Raw genomic sequence first — 19,463 nt, forward strand, 5'->3', positions numbered from 1 at the left:
TCATTCGGAACCCCAATGACCGGACTGACTGTCATCGCGAATCGCGATAGGCTCGGCAGGTGCTCGAGCCCCGCCTGTGCCGTTCGTTCCTCGCCGTCGCCGAGACGCGCAGCTTCACCGCGGCCGCGCGACGGCTGGGTGTCGGCCAGCCCACGGTGAGCCAGCACGTCCGGCGGCTCGAGCGCGACGCGGGCGGGCTGCTGTTCGCCCGGGACACCCACACGGTGGAGCTGACCGCGCGCGGGCAGGCGATGCTCGGGTTCGCGCAGACGGTCGTCGACACCGAAGAGCGCGCCCAGCGCCACTTCCGCGGCGCCGAACTGCGCGGCCGGGTGCGCTTCGGTGTGTCCGAGGACTTCGCGCTCGGGGAGCTGCCGGAGATCCTGCACCGGCTGCGGCGCAGTCACCCGCTGGTGGACGTCGAGCTGACGGTCGAGCTGTCGGACGTCCTGACGCAGCGCCTGCGCTCGGGCCGGCTCGACCTGGTGCTGGGCAAGCGCCGCCCGGGCGCCCAGCACGGCCGCCTGGTCTGGCGGGAACCGCTCGTCTGGATCGGCTCGCCGGCGACCGTGCTGGAGCCGGGCCGGCCGGTGCCGCTGGTGCAGTACCCGCTGCCGTCGATCACGCGCCAGCTGGCGGTCGAGTGCCTGGAGCGAGCGGGCCTGGAGTGGCGCGCGGCCTGCCAGACGTCGAGCCTCACGGGCCTCCGCGCCGCCGCGGCGGCGGGCCTGGGGGTGACGTTGCACGCGCGCAGCCTGGTCCCGGCGGATCTGGTGGAGCTGGCCGGCCTGCCGGAACCGGGCGAGATCGAGTTCATGCTGCTGGCTCGCGAGTCGATGGAAGGGCCGGCCGCGGCGCTGGCGGAGTTCATCCTCGAGCGGGTGCAGCGGTAGCTCGGTTCGCCGGAGTGCGGGGTCGCGGGCCCGGCTTTCAGCCCACAGCTTCGGTCGCTTTCGCCGCCTGGCGCCCGCACGTCGCCGAGCGAGTCCGGAGCTACTCCTCCTCCCCGGTGAGCAGCCTCCGCAACCGCCCCAGCGCCCGGTGCTGAGCCACCCGGACCGCCCCGGGCGTCGATCCCACCGCCGCGGCCGTCTCCTCCGCCGACAGCCCGACCACCACCCGCAGGACGACGATCTCCCGCTGCTTCGCCGGCAGCACGTCCAGCAGCCGGGCCAGCTGCTCGTTCAGCTCGAACCGCAGGGCGCGCTGCTCCGGGCCGACGGCCTGGCTGATGCCGTCCGGGACCTCCGGGACCGGGTCGGCGCGGTTGCGGGCCGCCGCTCGGTGGGCGTCGGCCACCTTGTGCTGGGCGATCCCGTAGACGAACGCCAGGAACGGGCGGCCCTGGTCGTGGTAGGACGGCAGCGCCGTCAGCACCGCGAGGCAGACCTCCTGGGCCACGTCGTCCGCCGAAGCGAACGAGCGCTCGTGCCGCCCGACGCGGGCGCGGCAGTAGCGCACCACCAGCGGCCGGATCGTGGCCAGCAGGCGGGCGGTCGCGGCGTCGTCGCCGGCGATCGCCGCGGCGACCGGCTCGTCGTGGCGCCGCCAGTGCGGCGGGAACGCTTCGGCGGGCTGCGTCGCGGCGATTTCCCGGACCAGGGCCCGGCTGCGCACCCGCAGCAGGGTGCCCTCGACGTCGAGCCCGACGCGCAGCGAATCGTGCAAGGCGGCGTTGGACTCCCGCAGCTGCGCGGTGATCACCCGATCCCCGTATTCGGTTGCCGGCATTTCGCTCACCTTTCCCTGTCCCGCTGGTCACCGGGCCGCGCGGCCCGGACTCGCCTGAGGCGTTCGCGCACGTGGCGGAGAGTGGACCGGACGGTCGCGGGCGCGATCCGGAGCGCCTCCGCGATCTGCGACGGCGTGAACCCGTCGAGCGACCACGCCAGCACCATCCGCTGCTTGCCCGGCAGGGAGGCGAGCAGCTCGATGAGCCCCGCGTGCTGGTCGACCAGCCCGGCGAGCTCCTCGTCGTCCTGCGGGTCGCCCACCGGGGCCCAGTCCACCCGCGCGCCGGCCGGTGCGTCGATCAGCCGCCCGGCGACCCGGCGCACCCAAGCCCGCGGGTCCTCGACGACCGGCCACGCCTCCAGCGCGTGCAGCATCGCCTCGGCGGCGACGTCGCGGGCCGTTTCGACCTCGAACCCGGCCTTGCAGAGGAACGCCACGAGGGCCGGGAAGTCGGCGCGGAAGAACGCGTCGAACTCGTCGTGACCGCACACGGAAACCCCACCACCCCTCGCCCTCACAAGGACAGGTGCGCTGAGGTGACCGCTACGTGTAACGATTCGGTCAAGACTGCCCGGTAGGAGTAATGGACCGCGTTGCCTTGGTGACAGCTCGTGACCACCGGCCGTGCAGGCGCTCGGGGCGGCGGGGCGAGCGGCGGATTCCGGACACGCCGTCGACGCCGTCGCGAACCGCCGCGTTTCGATCACTGCGGGCCCGGAAACCCCTACCGGACAACCCAGAAGCGGGCCGGTGACGACCGGCCCGGCGGCACCCGGCGGCCCACCGGCTTCGCCGATCGGGTGACGTGATCGACATCGAGATCCCCGGAAGAAAGGCGTACTCTCATGTGTTGCAGTCTTGGTTGCCCGGTGGGTGAGCCGGGGACCGAAGCCAAAACCCCCTTGACCGAGGCGGATACGCTCGCGCGTCCGCCGAAATCAAGTCGGTTGACGCGCCCCAACAATGGGAAGCAGTAAGAGATAGGAGGTGAACGAAGGAAATGGAAGCCACGATGACGGGCTGGGCGGAACTCGCGGCCTGCAAGGACGAGGACCCGGAACTGTTCTTCCCGATCTCCGAGGTCGGCCCCGGCGCCCGGCAGACGGCGCAGGCGAAGGCCGTGTGCGCGCGCTGCCCCGTGCGCGCCGAATGCCTCGGCTACGCGCTCGACAACGGCCTTGACCACGGCGTCTTCGGCGGCACCACCGCGGACGAACGCCGCCGGCTGGTGCGCACCGCGCCCGAGCGGCACCGAGCAGCCTGACGCACCGCCCGGTGACCTCTTCCCGGCGGACTCGAGCACCAGCACCGAATCGCCGAAGAAATCCGATTCCGGCCGAGTGCGGGCCCGGGTGGGTGATTCCCCGTGAATCACCCGCCCGGGCTTTTTTCACGGCGCGATATCCATGCGCCGCTTTGCATCTTTCACGCGGACCCCGGCTCCGGCCACGTCTCCGGCAGGTCCCACGTCGCCGCCGTCGCGGACTCGAATGCCGCCATCGCCGTGATCAGCCCGTCCTCGACCGTGAGCAGCGTGACCCCGAACCACCGGTGCTCGTGCTCTCCCGGGCGCCGCAGGTACGTGGCCACGGCGGGCTGGCGGTTCGCCCGCACCGGCCGCATCCGGAACCGCCCGACGCAGTGCGGCGACGCCGGGTCCATCGAGAGCGAGAGCGCCCGCACGATCGAGGCGCGGTTGCCGAACCACAGCGGGTACGGCGGCATGATCGCTTCGGCGTCCTCGTGCAGGAGCCGGGCGACCGCGGCGGGGTCGCCGTCTTCGTACGCGGCGATGAACCGCTTCAGCAGCGCCGTTTCCTCGGCGGAGGGCTCGCCGACCGTCCACTCGGCACGCCGCGCGGGCAACCGCTCACGCAACGTCGCCCGCGCCCGCTGCAGCGCACTGTTGGCCGACGCGACGCTCGTCTCCAGCCCCGCCGCCGTCTCCTTCGCCGACCAGCCGAGCACGTCCCGCAGGATCAGCGCCGCCCGCTGCCGCGGCGGCAGGTACTGCAGGGCGGCCAGGTACGCCAGCTCGATGGTTTCCCGCTCGACGACGGCGTCGTCCGGGGCCGCGCCCTCGAGCAGCCGGTCGGGGCAGGGCTCCAGCCACGGCAGGTCGACGGCCGCGATCGGCCCGTCCGGCTCCCCGGCCGGGCCGAGCTGGTCGGGCAGCACGCGACGCGGACGGCGGGCGAGGACGTCGAGGCAGGCGTTCGTCGCGATCCGGTAGAGCCAGGTCCGCACGCTCGCCCGGCCTTCGAACCCGGCGCGGCCCTTCCACGCCCGCAGGAACGTCTCCTGCGTGAGGTCCTCGGCGTCGGCGAGCGAACCCAGCATCCGGTAGCAGTGCACCTGGATCTCCCGGCGGTGCCGTTCGACGAGCGTCTCGAAGTCCTGAGCGTGGCCCACCCCGGCACGCTAGCGCACACGGGCTGCGACACTGCTGCGCATGAGCGGAACGGTGCTGGTGCTCGGCGGACGCAGCGAAATCGGCCTGGCCGTGGCGAAACGCCTGGTCAGCGGGGACGTCCGGCGGTTCGTGCTGGCCGCGCGGCCGGGCGCGGACCTGACCGCGGAGGTCGCCGCGCTGCGCGAGGCCGGCGCCGAGACGGTCGAGACCGTGGACTTCGACGCCGACGACCTCGCCGCGCACGGGCCCTTCCTCGACGAGGTCGCGGCCGGGCACGGGCCGCTCGACACCGTCGTGCTCGCCTTCGGCGTCCTCGGCGACCAAGCGCGTGCCGAGCGCGACGCCGCGCACGCCGCAGCGATCGTGCACACCGACTACGTCGCCCAGGTCGGCGTGCTGACCCACGCCGCGAACCTCCTGCGCGCGCAGGGCCACGGCCGGCTCGTCGTCTTCTCGTCGGTGGCCGGGGTGCGGGTGCGCCGCGCGAACTACGTCTACGGTTCCGCCAAAGCGGGTCTCGACGGCTTCGCGAGCGGCCTCGCCGATGCCCTGCACGGCTCCGGCGTCCGGCTGCTGCTCGTCCGCCCCGGCTTCGTCATCGGCCGGATGACCGAAGGCATGGCGCCCGCGCCGTTTTCCAGCACCCCGGACCAGGTGGCCGAAGCGACGGTCGCGGCGCTGCGGCGCGGCCGTGGGGTCGTCTGGGTGCCCGGCGTACTCCGTCCGGTCTTCTTCGCGATGCGCCTGCTGCCGCGCGCGATCTGGCGCAAACTGCCGCGCTGACGCGATAGCGCCCTCCACTGTGGCCGGGCCCACAGCACCGTCCCGTGCGCGTTTCCCTACGGTGCGTGGCAAAACCGGCCGCCAGGCCCTTTTCCGCTCGGCCGATCGGGCACCGTCACAGCTTTCCGACAACTTTCTCAGCTGATTCCCAGCTAACGCGGTGACCCTGGACAGGAGGGAACCGCTTGGGGAAGCAAGGGGAAAGCTGTGCTGTTGTCGTCGCGGGGGCGCCGGATCGGCGGCCGGGTCGCGCTCGGCGTCGTCTCGACGGTGGTGCTGGGCGCCACCGGCTACCTGTGGACGCAGCTGAGCTCCCTGGACGCCGGCATCGTCACCGCGGACGTCATCCCGCCGGCCGCGCAGGTGGACAACGAAGATGCCCCGGCAGGCGAGCCGCTGAAGGTGGCCCAGAACCTGCTGCTCGTGGGGATCGACGCGCGGACGGACGCGTACGGCAATCCGTTGCCACAGAGCGTGCTCGACGCGCTGCACGCCGGCAGCGGCGACGACGGCGGCGACACGACCGACACGATGATCGTCGTCCACATCCCGGCGGGCGGCGCCGCGGCCACCGCGATCTCGATCCCGCGGGATTCCTATGTGGACATCGCGGGCGGGTACGGCAAGCACAAGATCAATTCCGCCTACAGCCGTGGCAAGAACGCCTCGATGTCCGGTTTGCGCGCCCAGGGGCTCTCCGGCGCGCCGCTGGAGGTGGCCGCGAACGAGGCCGGCGCGAGGACGGCGATCCAGACCGTCGAGAAGTTCACCGGGCTCACCATCAACCACTACGCGGCGATCAACCTCGCGGGCTTCGACGCGCTCTCGCAGGCCGTCGGCGGCGTCGAGGTCTGCCTGAAGGCGCCGGTGCGCGACAGCTACTCCGGCGCGGACTTCCCGGCCGGCACGCAGACGCTGTCCGGGGCGCAGGCACTCGCGTTCGTCCGGCAGCGCCACGGGCTGGCCAACGGCGACCTCGACCGCATCGCGCGGCAGCAGGCGTTCCTGTCCGGGATGGCGAAGAAGGTGCTGAGCGCGGGCACGTTCACCGACCCGTCGAAGCTGGGTTCGCTGGTCAGCGCCGTGCAGGGCTCGGTGGTGCTGGACAAGGGCTGGGACGTCCTCGGGTTCGCCCAGCAGCTGCGGGGGATGACCTCGGGCGCGATCGCGTTCGCCACCATCCCGGTGCAGAGCCTGTCCCTGCCGACGCCGTCGGACGGCGACGCGGTCAAGGTCGACCCGGCGCAGGTCCAGCAGTTCGTCCGCACGGCGATCAGCACCCCGGCGGTCCGCGCCGCGGGTGAGGACACGATCGGCAGCGTGAAGCCGGTGGCCGCCACCGGCACGAAGGCGCCGACGCCGGGGACCTCGCCGGACACGAAGCAGCCGGCGACCAGTACGGCCGCCGGCTGCGTCAACTGAAGGCTCACACGAACGCGGACTGCCCGGTGATCGCCTTGCCGACGATCAGGGTGTTCATCTCGCGCGTGCCCTCGAAGGAGTAGATCGCCTCGGCGTCGGCGAAGAACCGCGCGACGTCGTATTCGAGCACGATCCCGTTGCCGCCGAAGATCTCCCGGCTCCAGGCGACGACCTCGCGCATGCGGGCGGTGACGAACGCCTTGGCCAGCGACGAGTGCTCGTCCTGGAAGATCCCCGCGTCCTGCAGCCGGGCCAGCTGCACCAGCATGCCCCAGGAGGCGGTGATGTTGCCGAGGCTCTTCACGAGCAGGTCCTGCACCAGCTGGAAGCGGGCGATCGGACGGCCGAACTGCTTGCGCTCCTTGGCGTAGCCGAGCGCGAGCTCGTAAGCGCCGACCATCACGCCCAGCGCCTGCCAGGCCACGCCGCCGCGGGTGGCGCGCAGGATCTCGGCGACGTCGCGGAAGGAGTTGATGCCCTGCAGGCGGTTCTCCTCCGGCACCCGGACGTCGGTCAGGGTGATCTCGGCGTTCTCGACGATCCGGAACGCCGTCTTGCCCTGGATCTTCTCGGCCACGAAGCCCGGCGTGCCCTTCTCGACGACGAAGCCCTTGACGTGGTTGTCGTCGAGGTCACGCGCCCACACCACGACGTAGTCGGCGAAGGTCGCGTTGCCGATCCACTTCTTGGCGCCGTTGAGGACCCAGCTGTCTCCGTCACGCTTCGCGGTGGTCCGCATGCCGCCGGCGACGTCGGAGCCGCCGAGCGGTTCCGTCATCGCGAACGCGCCGATCTTGTCCATCGCGGCCATCTCCGGGAGCCAGCGGTCGCGCTGCTCCTGGCTGCCGCCGGAGTGGATGGAGTACATCGCGAGTCCGTTGTGGACACCGAAGAACGTCGCCACGGAGGCGTCCGTGCGGCTCATCTCCATCGCCATCATGCCGGTGAGCAGGTGGCTGACCGCCGGCTTGTGCTCGCCGTAGCCCTCGTAGGGCAGGCCCGCGAGCCCGCTCTCGCGGAACATCCCGATGAGCTCCTTCGGGAACGTGCCGGCTTCCCAGTTCTCGTTCACCAGCGGCTTGACGTCGGTGCGCATGAACTCGCGCGCCTTGACCAGCAGCTTGCGCTCGTCGTCGCCCAGCAGCGTCTCGTAGTTGTAGAAGTCGGCGGTCAGCTGGCCTTCGAGTGCTTCCATGCCCATTTCAGTTCTCCTCCACTGCGTTCAGCACTGCGAGTTGCTTGCGGTCGCGCGTCTCGGCGAGTTCCGAGTACGTGGCGGAGCCGTAGGCCTTTTCGACGGCTTCGATGAGCCGCTCCTGCTCTTCGGGGCTCTGGCTGGGGTTGCCCAGGCCGGCCCACATCTTCTTCATGGACTTGCCGATGTGCTCGGCCATGTGCCGGTAGCCACCGGGGCCGCCGCCGAGGTGCGAGCCCAGGAACGGCCCGACCGTGGCCCAGCGGATGCCGAGCGAATTCGTGATCACCTTGTCGAGGTCCTCCGGCGTCACGACACCCTGCTCGACGAGGTAGATGGCCTCGCGGCTGAGCGCGTTCTGCAGCCGGTTGCCGACGAAGCCCGGCATCTCCTTGCGCTCCACGACCGGCGTGCGGCCAAGGGCGGCGTAGAACCCGACGGCCTTCTCGACCGACTCTTCGCTGGTGCGCTCGCCGGGGACCACCTCGACGAGCGGGATCAGGTGCGGCGGGTTGAACGGGTGGCCGATGAGGACCCGTGATCCGTCGATCTCTTCGGTGAACGCCGTCGACGGGATGGCGCTCGACGAGCTCAGCAGCAGGGCGTGCTCCGGAGCTTCCTCGACGAGCTGCTTGAACAGCTCCTTCTTGAATTCGACGTTCTCCGGCCCGTTCTCTTGGACGACGTCGGCGTCTTTCACGGCGTCGGTGACGTCCGCGGCGATCTGCACCCGGCTCGCCAGCTCGTCGGCGGTGGTGCCGAGGTGCGGGGCGAACTGGGCCAGCGCCTGCGAGACGGCGTCGGCGAGGTCGGGGCGGGGGTCGGTGACCCGGACGGTCAGGCCGTGGTGGGCGAACAGCGCCGTCCAGGACAGGCCAATGGTGCCGGCACCGATGACTGCCGCGGTTTTCATGCCAAGGCTCCCTTCAGGTAGTCGAAGACCGGCTTGACCGGGGCGAGCGTCAGGTCGGTGCGGATGTGGCTCGCGGAGACGACCTCCAGCACCGGCAGGTCGGCCAGCGGGGCCAGCACGTGCTGGAACAGCTGCAGCCGCGCGGGGCCGGTGTAGGCCTCCTTGACCACGACGTCGCTGATCTCGGTGCGGACCAGCTCCTGGACGCGCGGGGCGCCGTCGTAGCCGGGGATCGTCTTGAGCATGAACGTCGGCACGGTGATCTGGCGTTCGGCCTCGCGGGCGTCCAGCTCGTGGTGCTTGTAGCCCATGGTCGCGGTGGCCACCCGCAGCGTCCCGTAGTCCAGCGTGCCGACGAGAACGCCGTTGTCGACATAGAGCTCCGGGCGGCCGACGGTCTTCGGGTAGGCGCTGACCTCGCGCCCCGACGCGGTGGCCGGGAAGTTGTCGAGGTACATCGCGTGCAGGTACTCGCCGCGCTCGCCGTCGAAGCTGACTTCGACCGCCTGGCCGGACTCGGTGTACGGGCCGTAGCCGGAGACGTCGCCCATCTTCATGACTTCGAAGCGCACCAACGGTTCTTCGACTTCGAGCGGCTCCGGGACGACCGCGCGCAGGGCGTCGGCGTCGGTGCGGTACACGATGTTGAGGTATTCGCGGTCGGTGAACCTCGGGACCACGGGCGCGAACGCCGGGGCGGTCAGCGGGGTCGTCACGTGCCGTCGGACTTCTTCGATCTTCATTCGCCTGTCCACTTCGGAGCGCGGCGCTCGGCGAAGGCGGTCATGCCTTCGCGGACGTCCTTGGACTGCATCAGCTTCTGTGTCTCTTCACGCTGCACGGCGAAGGCTTCCGCCTCCGAGCCGCGCACGATCTTCTTGACGGCGGCCAGCGCCAGTGGCGCGTTCTCCGCCAGCTTCTCGGCGAGCTGCAGCGCGACGGCGGCGGCGTCGCCGTTCGGCGTCACGCGGTTGACCAGGCCGAGCTCGCCGGCCCGGCGGCCGCTCACCGGCTCGCCGGTGAGCAGGAACTCCATCGCCAGGTGGTGCGGGATCCGCTTCGGCAGCCGGAGCACGCCGCCGCCCGCGGCGATCAGGCCGCGCTTGACCTCGGGCAGGCCGAACTTCGCGTCTTCGGCGGCGACGATCAGGTCGCAGCCCAGGGCCAGTTCGAACCCGCCGCCCATGGCGAACCCTTCGACGGCGGCGATCAGCGGCTTGGTCAGCTCGGCCTCGGTCAGGCCGCCGAAACCGCGGCCGGGGACCTCCGGCGACTCGCCTTGGAGCGCGGCTTTGAGGTCCATGCCGGCGCTGAAGGTGTTCTCGGCGCCGGTCAGGACGCCGGCCCGGAGGGTGGGGTCGCTCTCGAGTTCGTCGAGGGCGGCGGCCAGCCGGGTCGCGACGGCGGCGTTGACCGCGTTGCGGGCCTGGGGCCGGTCGATCGTGATCAGCAGGGTGCTGCCGATCCGCTCGGTGCGTACTTCACTCATGACTTGCTTCTTCCTCGACGTCACTTCCGCAGGGGAGGTGACGGTGGTTCAGGCCAGTTCGGCGAGGACTTCGGCGGTGTCCTGGCCGGCCAGCGGGGCCAGCCGGCGGATCGAGCCGGGCGTCGCGGAGAACCTGACCGGGATGCCGACCGTGCGGATCGTGCCTTCGCTGGGGTGCTCGACGGTGTCCAGCAGGTGCCCGTCGCGGACGTAGGGGTCCTCGTGGGCCTTGTCCAGCTCCAGCACCGGGGCCATCGGGATGCTGTGCTTGGCGCACACCTCGGCCCACTCCTCGGTGGTCAGCGCCGGGGCGCAGGCCGCGATCTGCTCGGTGAGCCACTCGTTGTCGGCGCGGTTGATGGCTTCGCCGTTCACCCGCGGGTCCCCGGCGAGGTCGGGGCGCTCGGCCGCGGCGAAGAAGTCGCGGAAGTTCTGCGGGTTGTAGGGGATGACGCAGGCGAGCCCGTCCTTGGTGCGGACCGCGGCGTGCCCCTTCGTCATCGACAGCGCGAACCCGGTGGGGCTCTCGGCCGGCTCGAAGGTGTGCCCGGCGAGGTGTTCGACCAGGTTGAACGCGATCAGCGTGTCGGTCATCGGGATCTCGATCTGCTGGCCCTCACCGGTCCTGTCGCGGTGCAGGAGCGCGGCGAGCACGCTGTAGGCGATGGTCAGCGACGACACCTTGTCGCCGATGATCGTCGGCAGGTAGACGGGCTCGCCCAGCGCCCGGTTGGCCACGTCGACCAGGCCGGAGGAGGCCTGCACGGTCTCGTCGTAGGCGGCGTTCCCGGCGCGGTCGGAGTCGGCGCGGAAACCCTGCGCGTGGGCGTAGACCAGGCGGGGGTTGCGCTCGGCGACGTCGGCGTAGTTCAGGCCCAGGCGGGCCAGCGCGCCGGGACGCATGTTGGTGATCAGCACGTCGGCGGTGTCGATCAGCTTGAGGGCCTGCTCGCGCTCGGTCTCGTCCTTGAGGTTGAGGGCCACGCTGCGCTTGTTGCGGTTGACGTTGAGGTTCAGCGCGGTCATGCCCGGCGTGCCGCGGTACTCGCCCACCCGCACGGTGTCCGCGGGGGACTCGATCTTGATCACGTCGGCGCCCAGGTCGCCCAGGATCTGGGCCGCGTACGGGCCCATGACCACGGTCGAGAGGTCGATCACGCGCACGCCGTCCAGCGGTCCGGTCGTCATCTTGTCCGTCCTTTCGCGCCTTGGAAGTTTCTCTACTTCCGAACTTAGGTGCGGGTGGCGGAAAAGGGAATGATCATGATGCGAACAATGGTATGACTCTGGCGGTCATACCATTGTCAGCTGGTGAGCGGCTCGGCGAAGATCGCTTTTGCGGCGTCGACGAGGTCGCGCAGGTCGCCGTCGGTGCGATCACGCCGCCAGAGCAGGCCGGTGTCCAGCTGGGGACGGAAATCCGTGAAGGGCAGGACGATGACGTTGTCGAGCCGGTAGCCGTGCATCGGGCTCCTCGCGTCGAGCATGGAAATGGAGAACGCTTCGCCGCTGGAGATGATTTCCGACGTCCCGCCGTAGCCGGTGTTGGTCAACCGGATGCGTTTCTTGACGCCCAGTTCGTTCAATTGGTGGTCGAGTTGTTCGAAATAGGCGGGCACGATTTCACCTGGTGAGGCCACGTACGGGAGTTCGGTCAGCTCGGCGAGGCTGACGGAGTCCCGGCCGGCGAACAGTTCGGCGGGCACGACGGCGCCGAGCCGTTCGGTCATCACGGGCAGCTGTTCCAGCGCCGGGTCGGTGACCGGCAGCCGCGCGAGGGTGAGGGCGAGCTTTCCGTCGTGCACGCCCTGCACGAGGTCGGCGGTGGTGCCGGGCCAGCGTTTGAGCTCGTAGGCGTGCTTCACCCGCTCGGCGAGGGCGTTGACGCGCTCCCGCAGATCGGGGTGCACCCCGGCGGGCATCCCGAGGAAGACGGTGCTGCGTTCCGGCCGGGTCGCCTCCGCCAGCTTCCACGGAATGGCGCTGACCTGCTCGAGGACGTCCCGCGCGAGGGGGAGGAGGGCGGTCCCGGCGTCGGTGAGGGTGACGTGGTGGGTGCTGCGGTCGAACAGCTGCTGCCCGAGTTCGTGCTCGAGGTCCTTGATCCGCTGGCTGAGCGGCGACGCGGCCATGTGCAGCTTCCGCGCGGCCGCGGAAAAGTTCAGTTCCTCGGCGACCGCGACAAAGTACCGCAGGTGCAGCATCTCCATCCCCCGACCTAATCACCCGACCGTCCCGGTACGCGAGCCGACCGTCCCGATACGCAACCCGACCCTCCAGGTACGCAAGATGCCCCTCGGATCACGTGTGATGCCCCTCCAGTCACGCGAGATGCCTCCCGGATCACGCGAGTTCCGTGTCTGATCACGCGAGTTCCGGCCTGGATCACGCGAGTCCCGAGTCCGCGTACCGGACCGGCCGGCTCGCGTGCCGGAAGGGTCGGTTCGCGTATCCCGAGGGTCGGTTGGTGTACCCGGAGGGTCGGGTCGTGTGATCCGGCCCGCACCTCGCGTGGTTGAAGGCGGAACTCGCGTGATTGGCGGGGCATCTCGCGTGATTGAGGGGGCATCACCCGGGATCTGCCGGTGAGACGCTGCGGCGGACCAGGGCCAGGAGGCGGGGGGTGCGGGCCGGGGCGTTGGCCAGCGCGATGCCGGTGGCCAGCAGGAGGAGGTCGAGCGGGTCGGTGTCCGGTTCGACGGCGTCGGCGGCTTTCGCGCGGTCGACGAGCGCGGCCGCGGTCTCGTTGACCGTCTCGTGCCAGTGGGCGAACAACGTCTCGTGGTCGCCGGCCGGGGTGGTCAGGGACAGCGCGAGGTCGCGCTTGGTCCGGACGTGCTCGACGAACACCGCGAGCCAGCCGAACAACGCCGCCCCCGGGTCCGCCGCGTCGAGACGCGCGCGCGAAGCCAGCGACGCGACTTCGTCGGCGTACACCGCGATGACCAGTTCGCGACGGCTCGGGAAGTGCCGGTACATCGTCGCGTTGCCGATGCCCGCGCGCCGGGCGATCCGGTCGAGCGGGGCGTCCGGTCCCTCTTCGGCGAACACCTCGCGGGCCGCCGCCAGCAGGAGCGCGTGGTTGTCCCGGGCGTCGGACCGGCGGGCTCGTGCGGGCATCGGCACTCCTGGACAAGCGGGGAACTCCCCGGTTATCCTAGCGTCACCCTAACCGGGGAACTCCCCACTTACTGGAGGCGACGATGACCCCGTCCGAAGTCCACGCCCGGCTGGTCGAACTCTGGACGGCCGGACGCTTCGAGGAAGGCCTGCGCCTGATCGACCCCGACGTCGTCGACCACCGCGGCGGTACCGCGGGCGACCACCACGGCATCGACGCCTGGCGAGCGAAGTGGGACCAGAAGGCCGACGTCGCCGTGAAGGTCGAGCAGAACGTCAGCCAGGGCGAGTTCTCGGTGAACCGCTACGCCAGCTCCGGCCCCGGCTACACCGTCACCGGCATCGACATGATCCGCGTCCGCGACGGCCGGGTCGTCGAGCACTGGGCGCTCATGGACGTCGCCGCCCGCGCCGCCCAGCTCAGCGCGGGGCGAGCGGGAAGCTGAGGGTGAAGGCGGCGCCGCCTTCCGGGGCCGGGCCGGCGGTCAGCGTCCCACCCATCCGGGTGACCAGGGCGTGGACCAAGGCCAGGCCGATGCCGGACCCGACCGGACGGCGGTCGCGGTACCGCGCGTTCAACACCCCGCGCTCGAACGCCACCGGGTAGTCCTCCGGCGCCAATCCCGGGCCGCCGTCGCGAACCGCCAGCGAAGCCGACGAACCGGACACCGACAACGCGAACACCATCGGCGCCCCGGCGGGGGTGACGCGCAGGGCGTTCTCCGCCAGCCCGTCGACCACCTGACGCAGCCGCCGGGCGTCCGCCACCACCGGCACCGGCGACGACGGCGCCGACACCGACAGCGCGACGGACTCCCGCGAACACCGCAGCTGCCACACCTCCCCGCAGTCGCGGACCAACGCCCCCAAGTCCAGCGGAGCCGGGTCCAGCCGGAACTCGTCCGCGCCCAGGCGGGCCAGCTCCAGCAGGTCCTCGACCAAGCGCGAAAGCCGCGCGGCCTCGCGCTGGATCGTCTGCCCGGCCCGCACCGCGTCGTCACCTGACGCGACGCCGTCCGCGATCGCCTCCGCGAACCCCGTCACCGCCGTCAGCGGGGTCCGCAGCTCGTGCGACACCGACAGCAGGAAGTCCCGCTGCCGCGCCTCGCTCACGGCCAGCGCGTCGGCGAGCGAGTTCAGCGACCCGGCCACCTCCGCCACCTCGCGCGGCCCCTGCACCGGCACCCGCACGTCACGACGGCCCGCCCGCAGCGATCCCGCGGCCAGCGCGGCCCGCCGCAGTGGACGGCCCAGCAGCCGGCCCGAGACGAACCCGGCGAACGCGGCCACCAGGAGGCCGATGCCCAGCGCCAGCAGGATGTTGCGCACCAGCGCCCGTTGCGTCGCTTCGGCGTTCCGCGCGGGCAGGACCAGCGCGAACGCCGCCCCGCGCGCGCCAACCACGCGCGCCTCGACCAGGTACTGCGACGCCGCGACCGTGACGCGCCGGGACGCGTCCGCGCCGAGCCCGCCCTTGACCGCGGCCTGCACCGCGACGGCGTCCCCGAGCGCCGGCCCGCCCGCGCGCCGGACCACCACCGAGATGCCCTGGCCGCGCACGACGTCGGCCACCTTGCCGACGCCCAGCCGGTTGCCGATGCCCGTTTCGTCCAGCTGGGACGCGACGACGTCGGCCTGCGCGGCCAGCGACGACTGCAGCACGTTGTCCGCCGTGGTCCGGATCAGCCGGGCCGCGACCAGGCCCGCGACGATCACCGCCACGCCCGCGACGGCCAGGCACACCAGCGTGATCCGCGCGGTCAGCGACACCCTCATGCCGGGTCCGCCGCGTACCCGATGCCCCGCACCGTCCGGATCGGACTGGACGCCCCCAGTTTCGCCCGCAGCTGGGCCACGTGGACGTCGACCGTGCGCGTACCCGCCGCCGCCGCGTAGCCCCAGACGGCGCTCAGCAGCTGATCGCGCGAAAGCACCTGCCCCGGGTGCCGGAGCAGGTGCGTGAGGAGGTCGAACTCCGTGGACGTCAGCGTGACTTCGGCGTCGCCCGCCCACGCCCGCCGCCGGAGGACGTCGACGCGCGCGCCGCCCACGGCGAACGTCTCCGCGGCCGGCGCCGGCCCGGAAGCGCGGCGCAGCACCGTCCGCACCCGGGCCGCCAGCTCGCGCGGGCTGAACGGCTTGGTGAGGTAGTCGTCCGCGCCGATCTCCAGGCCCAGCAACCGGTCGAGCTCGTCGTCGCGGGCGGTCACGAACAGCACCGGCGTCCAGTCCCCGGCCGCGCGCAGCGCCTTGCAGATCTCGATGCCGTCCATTCCGGACAGTCCGATGTCGAGCACGATCGCCACCGGCTTCAGGCGCCGGACGGCGTCCAGCGCCCGGCCGCCGTCGGCCTCGACGTGCACGCCGAAGCCGTCGCGCTTGAGGTAGAGCGCCGCCAGTTCGGCGATCGCGGCCTCGTCCTCGACCACGAGGACGAGGCCGCGTCCCGGTGACCCCATGCCTGCTCCCGTCTCCGCCGCGTTCAGAGGGGAGACGCTAGCCGGTCAGGGCGAGCCATCGCTGTTCATGTCCGACTCGATGCCGTTCAGCGTCGACTCGATCCCGCTCAGGTCGGCGGACGAAGAAGACGGCGACGACTCCCCGGGCGAGCCCATCAGGTTGTCCCGGCAGGCCGAGCAGCCGAGCGCGATGAGCGCGGCGGCCCCGACCGCTGCCGCGACCCTCGCGCCCCTCACTTCGTCGGCGCCGTCGACGGCGCGGCCGGCTTGCAGTGCGCGGACGCGAAGGCGTCGAGCTTCTGCTTCGCCGCGTCCAGCTCACCGATGCGGCCCTGCCGCTTGGTGGCGCGCTGGTCCAGCTGGTCGGCACGGGCGGTGTGCCCGGCCGTCCGCTGGTCGGCCGCCCGCGCCTTGAGGTTGGCGACCGAGCCCTTGACCTCGGGACCGCCGTTGATCCGCTTCTCCAGGTTCTCGGCCTTCTTCTGCAGCTTCGGCACCCAGTCCGAACAGACCTGCTGCGCCTCCGCCGGGCTGAGCGTGATCGGCGCCACCGGCGCCGACGTCTCCGCCGAAGCCAGCGGCGCCGCCACCAGCAGGCAGGCCGCGCTCGCGCCGCCCGCCAGCGCGAGCCGCGTCCAGGTGGTTCCTCGCATCGTTTCTCCTCGTATCCGTTCCGGGGTACGGGAAGAACTCTGGCCGGGCGGTGTTCGGAGGGCGTCCGCCTAGTGTTCGGGCTTTGTAAGGCCGACGGTGACCGACGTCCGGGCGAGGTCGAACGTCAGCGTGTCGCCGAAGGCCGGCAGCGCCGGGTCGAACAGCAGCCCGTCGGTGCCGCCGAGGAGCAGCCCGAGCCGGTGCCCCGCCGGGACGACGTGGTCGAGCGCGGTGAGGCCGAACGTCATCGTGTACGCCCGGCCCGGGACCAGTGGCTCGCCGTGCCGCAGCGAGGCGTGGTGCCCGAGGTCCGCCCACCCCGCCGCGACGATCCGGTGGTCGACGCGCACGACGTCCGCGGCCGTGTCGAGGAAGCACGCGCTGTCGCCCGCGGAACCGGCGCCCCAGCACGAGCGCGTCGCCAGGTTGCGCACGCCGCTGCCGTACTCCGCGGTGTCGCGCAGCTCGGCCGGCCCGTAGTCGACGAGCGCGACGCCGAGCCGGGCGGCGGTCTTGTCCGACGCCGCCGTGATCGTCACCGACGGCGACCCGGCCAGCCGCACCGGCGTCGGCAGGGCGGGTCCGGTGAACCGCGCGGCCGACACCCCGGCCGCCCACTGTTCGCGGGTGACGGCGGGGTCGTCGACGACGGTGGCCGTGCCGGACCCGGTCAGGCCGAGCGTGCCGCCGTCCGACGGGCGGAGCGTTGCCGGCAGCGTGGCGGGCGGCCAGCTCTGGACGTCGGTCCACCGGTCCGGCGCGGTTTCGAGGTGCACAGCGGCCTCACGCTCGACGCCGTTGCGCAGGCCGAGCAGCCAGCGGTCGAACCACCGGTGCAGCGTCTCGACCCACTGCGCCCGCTGCAGGTCGAAGGGGTCGGTGTGGCCGGCCTGGCTCAGCCACGCCTTGCGCGGGACGCCGGCCCGGCCGAGCGCGTCCCAGTAGCCGGCGAACTGGTTCGGGGCGACGACCCAGTCCCCGAAGCCCTGCGCGATGAGCATGCTCGCCTGTCCGGGCCGGGGCACGTAGTGCACGCTCTGCCAGTAGGCGTTGTAGTCGCCGTTCGTGCCGGCGCGCGCCTTCTGCGCGGCGTCGAACGGCCCGCACAGCTGCGTCGCGCGCTCGTTGTAGGTGAACGGCGACCCGGTGTTCTCCGGGGTGGCGAAGGGCGCGCCGTTGCCGATGACCTGGGCGTAGTTGTCGGCGACGCCTTCGATCGGCACGATCGTCTTCAGTCCCGGGACGCCCGAGGCGGCCATCCCGATCGCGGCGGCGCCGTCCTGCGACTTGCCGATCGCGCCGACGTCCCCGGTGGCCCAGTCCGCGGGCACCGGACGGCCGCCGTCGGGCGCGTCGAAGGCCTTCGCCCGGCCGCCCAGCCAGTTCACCACCGCGATGCCGGAGTCGACGTCGTCGAAGCAGCCGGACGACCGGTTCGTCCCGCCGACGTCGGCCAGCACGACGGCGTAGCCCCGTGGCACGAAGTAGTTGTCGTAGAACAGCGGGAACTGCCGCGGCGTGCCGTCCGGCGCGTACGTCTTCTTCTGCTGTTCGTTGCCACGGCCGCAGCACGCGTAGTACGGGCTGACGTCGAGGATCGCCGGGACGCGCACGGGCGCGGCGGGCCGGATGACGTCGGCGGCGATGCGGTCCGGTTTGCCGTCGTGGTCGTTGTCGGTGCCGGTCTCCACCCACGCCGTCTCGCGGATCGCGTCCGCGTAGGAATAGACCGGACGGCTTTCCGCCGGTGCCGCGGAAGCCGCGGGTGTGAGCCCCGCTGTCACGAGCACCGCGGCCGAGAACCCCAGTAGCAGTCGCATCCGGTCAGTGCATCACGGGTTTTCGTACCGTGCCAAGAACTTCTCCATCGCGGCGTCGACGGCTTCGCGGTCGCCGGTGGTGACGAGGTCGAGCAGCAGCCCGCGCGCCACGGCCAGCCCGAGCCGGGCGTGCGCCGGCCGGTCGGCCTCCGGGACGCCGTAGCGGGCCAGGAGGGCTTCGATCGGCCCGAGCCAGCCCTCGACCACGCCGTCGAGGAATTCCGCCGTGCCCGGGGTGCCGCCGAGGGCCTGGCCGTAGAGCTGGAAGAACAGCTTTTCGTTGGCGCGCAGGCCTTCGTCGGTGAGCCGCCGCCAGAACTCGCGGCCCGCGTCCGCCGGGTCGAGGCCGGCCAGCGCCGCGCGCTGCCGGGCCTCGACCTCCTGCGCCACCGCCGTGAGCAGGCCTTCTTTCGAACCGAAGTGGTAGATCAGCATGCGGTGGCTGGTGCCGAGGTCCGCGGCCAGCGCCCGCAGGCTCCGGTCCGCGCCGCCGTGGTGGCCGATGTGGTCGATCGCCGCGTCGAGCAGTTTGGCGCGCGGGCTTGCCTCGATCATGTACCGGATGGTACACGTACCAAATGGTACAAAGCATTTCGGTGCGCACCCGGTCGGCGGCGCCGGCCGACGCCCTGTACGAGTTGCTGCGGGACGGCTCCAGCTGGCCGAAGTGGTCGCCGCTCGGATCGTTCGAGCTGGTCCGCGAGGGGGCGGGCGAGCCGGAGGGGCTCGGCGCGATCCGGCTGTTCCGGACGAACGGCGTCCGCTCCTACGAGAAGGTCGTGGCGCTGGAGCCGGGCCGGCGGTTCGGGTACTCGCTCGAACACGGCCTGCCGCTGCGGAACTACGTCGCCTACGTCGACCTCTCGCCGCGCGACGGCGGCACTGACATCCACTGGCATTCGACGTTCGAGCCGAAGATCCCCGGCACCGGCTGGTTCTACCGGTGGTTCCTCGGGTCCTTCATCAAGCGGGTGGCCGACGGGCTGGCGCGCGCCACCGTCTGATCGGCGTGTTACTCTCCCTGGGAGAGTGAGGAGGCACGCCGTGGGGCCCGATCCGTACGACCGCAACTGCCCGACCCGCCAGCTGCTCGACCGCATCGGCGACCAGTGGACGGTGCTGATCGTCGGCGCCCTGTCCGGCGGCCCGCTGCGGTTCACCGAGCTCGGCCGCCGCGTGGACGGGATTTCCCAGAAGGTCCTGACGCAGACGTTGCGCAGCCTGGTCCGCGACGGCATCCTCACCCGCACGGCGTACCCGACGATCCCGCCGAAGGTCGAGTACGAGCTGACACCGCTGGGCCGCAACCTGTCCGAGCCGCTGGACGTGCTCGACCGCTGGGCCCGGCAGCACATGACCTCGGTCCAGGAAGCCCGGGACGCCTACGACGCGGAGCACACGCCCGCGTCGGCGTAGCACTTGACAGCTCCTGGACAGTTCACCCGATCCGGGGTCCCGCGG

The 19,463-nt window shown here is 71.8% G+C and carries 23 protein-coding genes; 7 read left to right on the forward strand and 16 right to left on the reverse strand.

Annotation, left to right across the window (positions count from 1 at the left end; all coding sequences use genetic code 11):
* Window positions 1–59: 59 nt before the first annotated feature.
* Window positions 60–893 carry a LysR family transcriptional regulator gene (locus tag ACLJPY_RS31010; protein WP_410593762.1) on the forward strand — a complete coding sequence of 278 codons (834 nt, stop codon included), beginning with the start codon at window positions 60–62 and terminating at the stop codon, window positions 891–893.
* Between the two features lie 100 nt (window positions 894–993).
* Here the strand turns inward: ACLJPY_RS31010 and shbA are convergent, their stop codons facing one another.
* Window positions 994–1,590 (reverse strand): RNA polymerase sigma factor ShbA, encoded by a 597-nt coding sequence (gene shbA / locus ACLJPY_RS31015; RefSeq protein ID WP_410594062.1) that lies wholly within the window; start codon window positions 1,588–1,590, stop codon window positions 994–996.
* A 146-nt stretch (window positions 1,591–1,736) separates the two neighbouring features.
* Window positions 1,737–2,225 (reverse strand): RNA polymerase sigma factor, encoded by a 489-nt coding sequence (locus tag ACLJPY_RS31020; protein ID WP_410593764.1) that lies wholly within the window; start codon window positions 2,223–2,225, stop codon window positions 1,737–1,739.
* Window positions 2,226–2,734: 509 nt separating this feature from the next.
* On the opposite strand from ACLJPY_RS31020, the gene ACLJPY_RS31025 reads away from it, so the two are divergent.
* The gene (locus tag ACLJPY_RS31025) at window positions 2,735–2,998 is read left to right on the forward strand and encodes a WhiB family transcriptional regulator (protein WP_410575302.1); all 264 of its coding nucleotides are present in this window, start codon (window positions 2,735–2,737) and stop codon (window positions 2,996–2,998) included.
* 161 nt (window positions 2,999–3,159) lie between these two features.
* Here ACLJPY_RS31025 and ACLJPY_RS31030 read toward each other — a convergent pair whose 3' ends face one another.
* Window positions 3,160–4,146, reverse strand: a complete 987-nt coding sequence (locus tag ACLJPY_RS31030; RefSeq protein WP_410593766.1) for an RNA polymerase subunit sigma-70 — start codon at window positions 4,144–4,146, stop codon at window positions 3,160–3,162.
* Window positions 4,147–4,186: 40 nt separating this feature from the next.
* On the opposite strand from ACLJPY_RS31030, the gene ACLJPY_RS31035 reads away from it, so the two are divergent.
* Window positions 4,187–4,930 carry an SDR family NAD(P)-dependent oxidoreductase gene (locus ACLJPY_RS31035; RefSeq protein ID WP_410593768.1) on the forward strand — a complete coding sequence of 248 codons (744 nt, stop codon included), beginning with the start codon at window positions 4,187–4,189 and terminating at the stop codon, window positions 4,928–4,930.
* Between the two features lie 207 nt (window positions 4,931–5,137).
* The gene (locus ACLJPY_RS31040) at window positions 5,138–6,352 is read left to right on the forward strand and encodes an LCP family protein (protein WP_410593770.1); all 1,215 of its coding nucleotides are present in this window, start codon (window positions 5,138–5,140) and stop codon (window positions 6,350–6,352) included.
* Window positions 6,353–6,356: 4 nt separating this feature from the next.
* Here the strand turns inward: ACLJPY_RS31040 and ACLJPY_RS31045 are convergent, their stop codons facing one another.
* From ACLJPY_RS31045 to ACLJPY_RS31075, 7 genes are all read right to left on the reverse strand, one after another.
* Window positions 6,357–7,553, reverse strand: a complete 1,197-nt coding sequence (locus tag ACLJPY_RS31045) for an acyl-CoA dehydrogenase family protein (RefSeq protein ID WP_410593772.1) — start codon at window positions 7,551–7,553, stop codon at window positions 6,357–6,359.
* Between the two features lies 1 nt (window position 7,554).
* Entirely contained in the window at window positions 7,555–8,460 is a 906-nt protein-coding gene (locus ACLJPY_RS31050) for a 3-hydroxyacyl-CoA dehydrogenase NAD-binding domain-containing protein (RefSeq protein ID WP_410593773.1), read from the reverse strand.
* Entirely contained in the window at window positions 8,457–9,203 is a 747-nt protein-coding gene (locus tag ACLJPY_RS31055; RefSeq protein ID WP_410593774.1) for an acetoacetate decarboxylase, read from the reverse strand. Before ACLJPY_RS31055 ends, ACLJPY_RS31050 begins: the two co-directional genes overlap by 4 nt.
* Entirely contained in the window at window positions 9,200–9,949 is a 750-nt protein-coding gene (locus ACLJPY_RS31060) for a crotonase/enoyl-CoA hydratase family protein (protein ID WP_410593776.1), read from the reverse strand. Before ACLJPY_RS31060 ends, ACLJPY_RS31055 begins: the two co-directional genes overlap by 4 nt.
* 48 nt (window positions 9,950–9,997) lie before the next feature.
* Complete coding sequence (locus ACLJPY_RS31065) at window positions 9,998–11,137, reverse strand: CaiB/BaiF CoA transferase family protein (RefSeq protein WP_410593778.1); 1,140 nt, start codon at window positions 11,135–11,137, stop codon at window positions 9,998–10,000.
* A 116-nt stretch (window positions 11,138–11,253) separates the two neighbouring features.
* Window positions 11,254–12,159, reverse strand: coding sequence for a LysR family transcriptional regulator (locus ACLJPY_RS31070; protein ID WP_410593780.1), 906 nt, complete (start codon window positions 12,157–12,159; stop codon window positions 11,254–11,256).
* A 358-nt stretch (window positions 12,160–12,517) separates the two neighbouring features.
* Entirely contained in the window at window positions 12,518–13,069 is a 552-nt protein-coding gene (locus ACLJPY_RS31075) for a TetR/AcrR family transcriptional regulator (RefSeq protein ID WP_410593782.1), read from the reverse strand.
* Window positions 13,070–13,152: 83 nt separating this feature from the next.
* On the opposite strand from ACLJPY_RS31075, the gene ACLJPY_RS31080 reads away from it, so the two are divergent.
* Window positions 13,153–13,515, forward strand: coding sequence for an ester cyclase (locus ACLJPY_RS31080; protein ID WP_410593784.1), 363 nt, complete (start codon window positions 13,153–13,155; stop codon window positions 13,513–13,515).
* On the opposite strand, the gene ACLJPY_RS31085 is transcribed toward ACLJPY_RS31080, so the two are convergent.
* The 6 genes from ACLJPY_RS31085 to ACLJPY_RS31110 form a co-directional block, all read right to left on the reverse strand.
* Window positions 13,490–14,845, reverse strand: coding sequence for a sensor histidine kinase (locus tag ACLJPY_RS31085; RefSeq protein WP_410593786.1), 1,356 nt, complete (start codon window positions 14,843–14,845; stop codon window positions 13,490–13,492). The genes ACLJPY_RS31080 and ACLJPY_RS31085 overlap by 26 nt on opposite strands.
* On the reverse strand, window positions 14,842–15,528 hold the full coding sequence (locus ACLJPY_RS31090) for a response regulator (protein WP_410593787.1): 687 nt from the start codon (window positions 15,526–15,528) through the stop codon (window positions 14,842–14,844). Before ACLJPY_RS31090 ends, ACLJPY_RS31085 begins: the two co-directional genes overlap by 4 nt.
* Before the next feature lie 45 nt (window positions 15,529–15,573).
* Complete coding sequence (locus ACLJPY_RS31095; RefSeq protein WP_410593789.1) at window positions 15,574–15,765, reverse strand: hypothetical protein; 192 nt, start codon at window positions 15,763–15,765, stop codon at window positions 15,574–15,576.
* Window positions 15,762–16,181 (reverse strand): hypothetical protein, encoded by a 420-nt coding sequence (locus tag ACLJPY_RS31100; RefSeq protein WP_410593790.1) that lies wholly within the window; start codon window positions 16,179–16,181, stop codon window positions 15,762–15,764. The genes ACLJPY_RS31095 and ACLJPY_RS31100 overlap by 4 nt, the downstream gene beginning before the upstream one ends.
* Window positions 16,182–16,250: 69 nt before the next feature.
* Window positions 16,251–18,002, reverse strand: coding sequence for a CocE/NonD family hydrolase (locus ACLJPY_RS31105; RefSeq protein WP_410593791.1), 1,752 nt, complete (start codon window positions 18,000–18,002; stop codon window positions 16,251–16,253).
* 12 nt (window positions 18,003–18,014) lie between these two features.
* Window positions 18,015–18,557, reverse strand: a complete 543-nt coding sequence (locus ACLJPY_RS31110) for a TetR/AcrR family transcriptional regulator (RefSeq protein ID WP_410593792.1) — start codon at window positions 18,555–18,557, stop codon at window positions 18,015–18,017.
* 23 nt (window positions 18,558–18,580) lie between these two features.
* Here ACLJPY_RS31110 and ACLJPY_RS31115 point away from each other — a divergent pair, with 23 nt between their 5' ends.
* Window positions 18,581–19,006, forward strand: a complete 426-nt coding sequence (locus tag ACLJPY_RS31115) for an SRPBCC family protein (RefSeq protein ID WP_410593794.1) — start codon at window positions 18,581–18,583, stop codon at window positions 19,004–19,006.
* Window positions 19,007–19,046: 40 nt separating this feature from the next.
* Window positions 19,047–19,418 carry a winged helix-turn-helix transcriptional regulator gene (locus tag ACLJPY_RS31120; protein ID WP_410593796.1) on the forward strand — a complete coding sequence of 124 codons (372 nt, stop codon included), beginning with the start codon at window positions 19,047–19,049 and terminating at the stop codon, window positions 19,416–19,418.
* Window positions 19,419–19,463: the final 45 nt, after the last annotated feature.

This window comes from Amycolatopsis sp. lyj-23 (assembly GCF_046549135.1).
In the GTDB taxonomy this organism is placed as follows: domain Bacteria; phylum Actinomycetota; class Actinomycetes; order Mycobacteriales; family Pseudonocardiaceae; genus Amycolatopsis.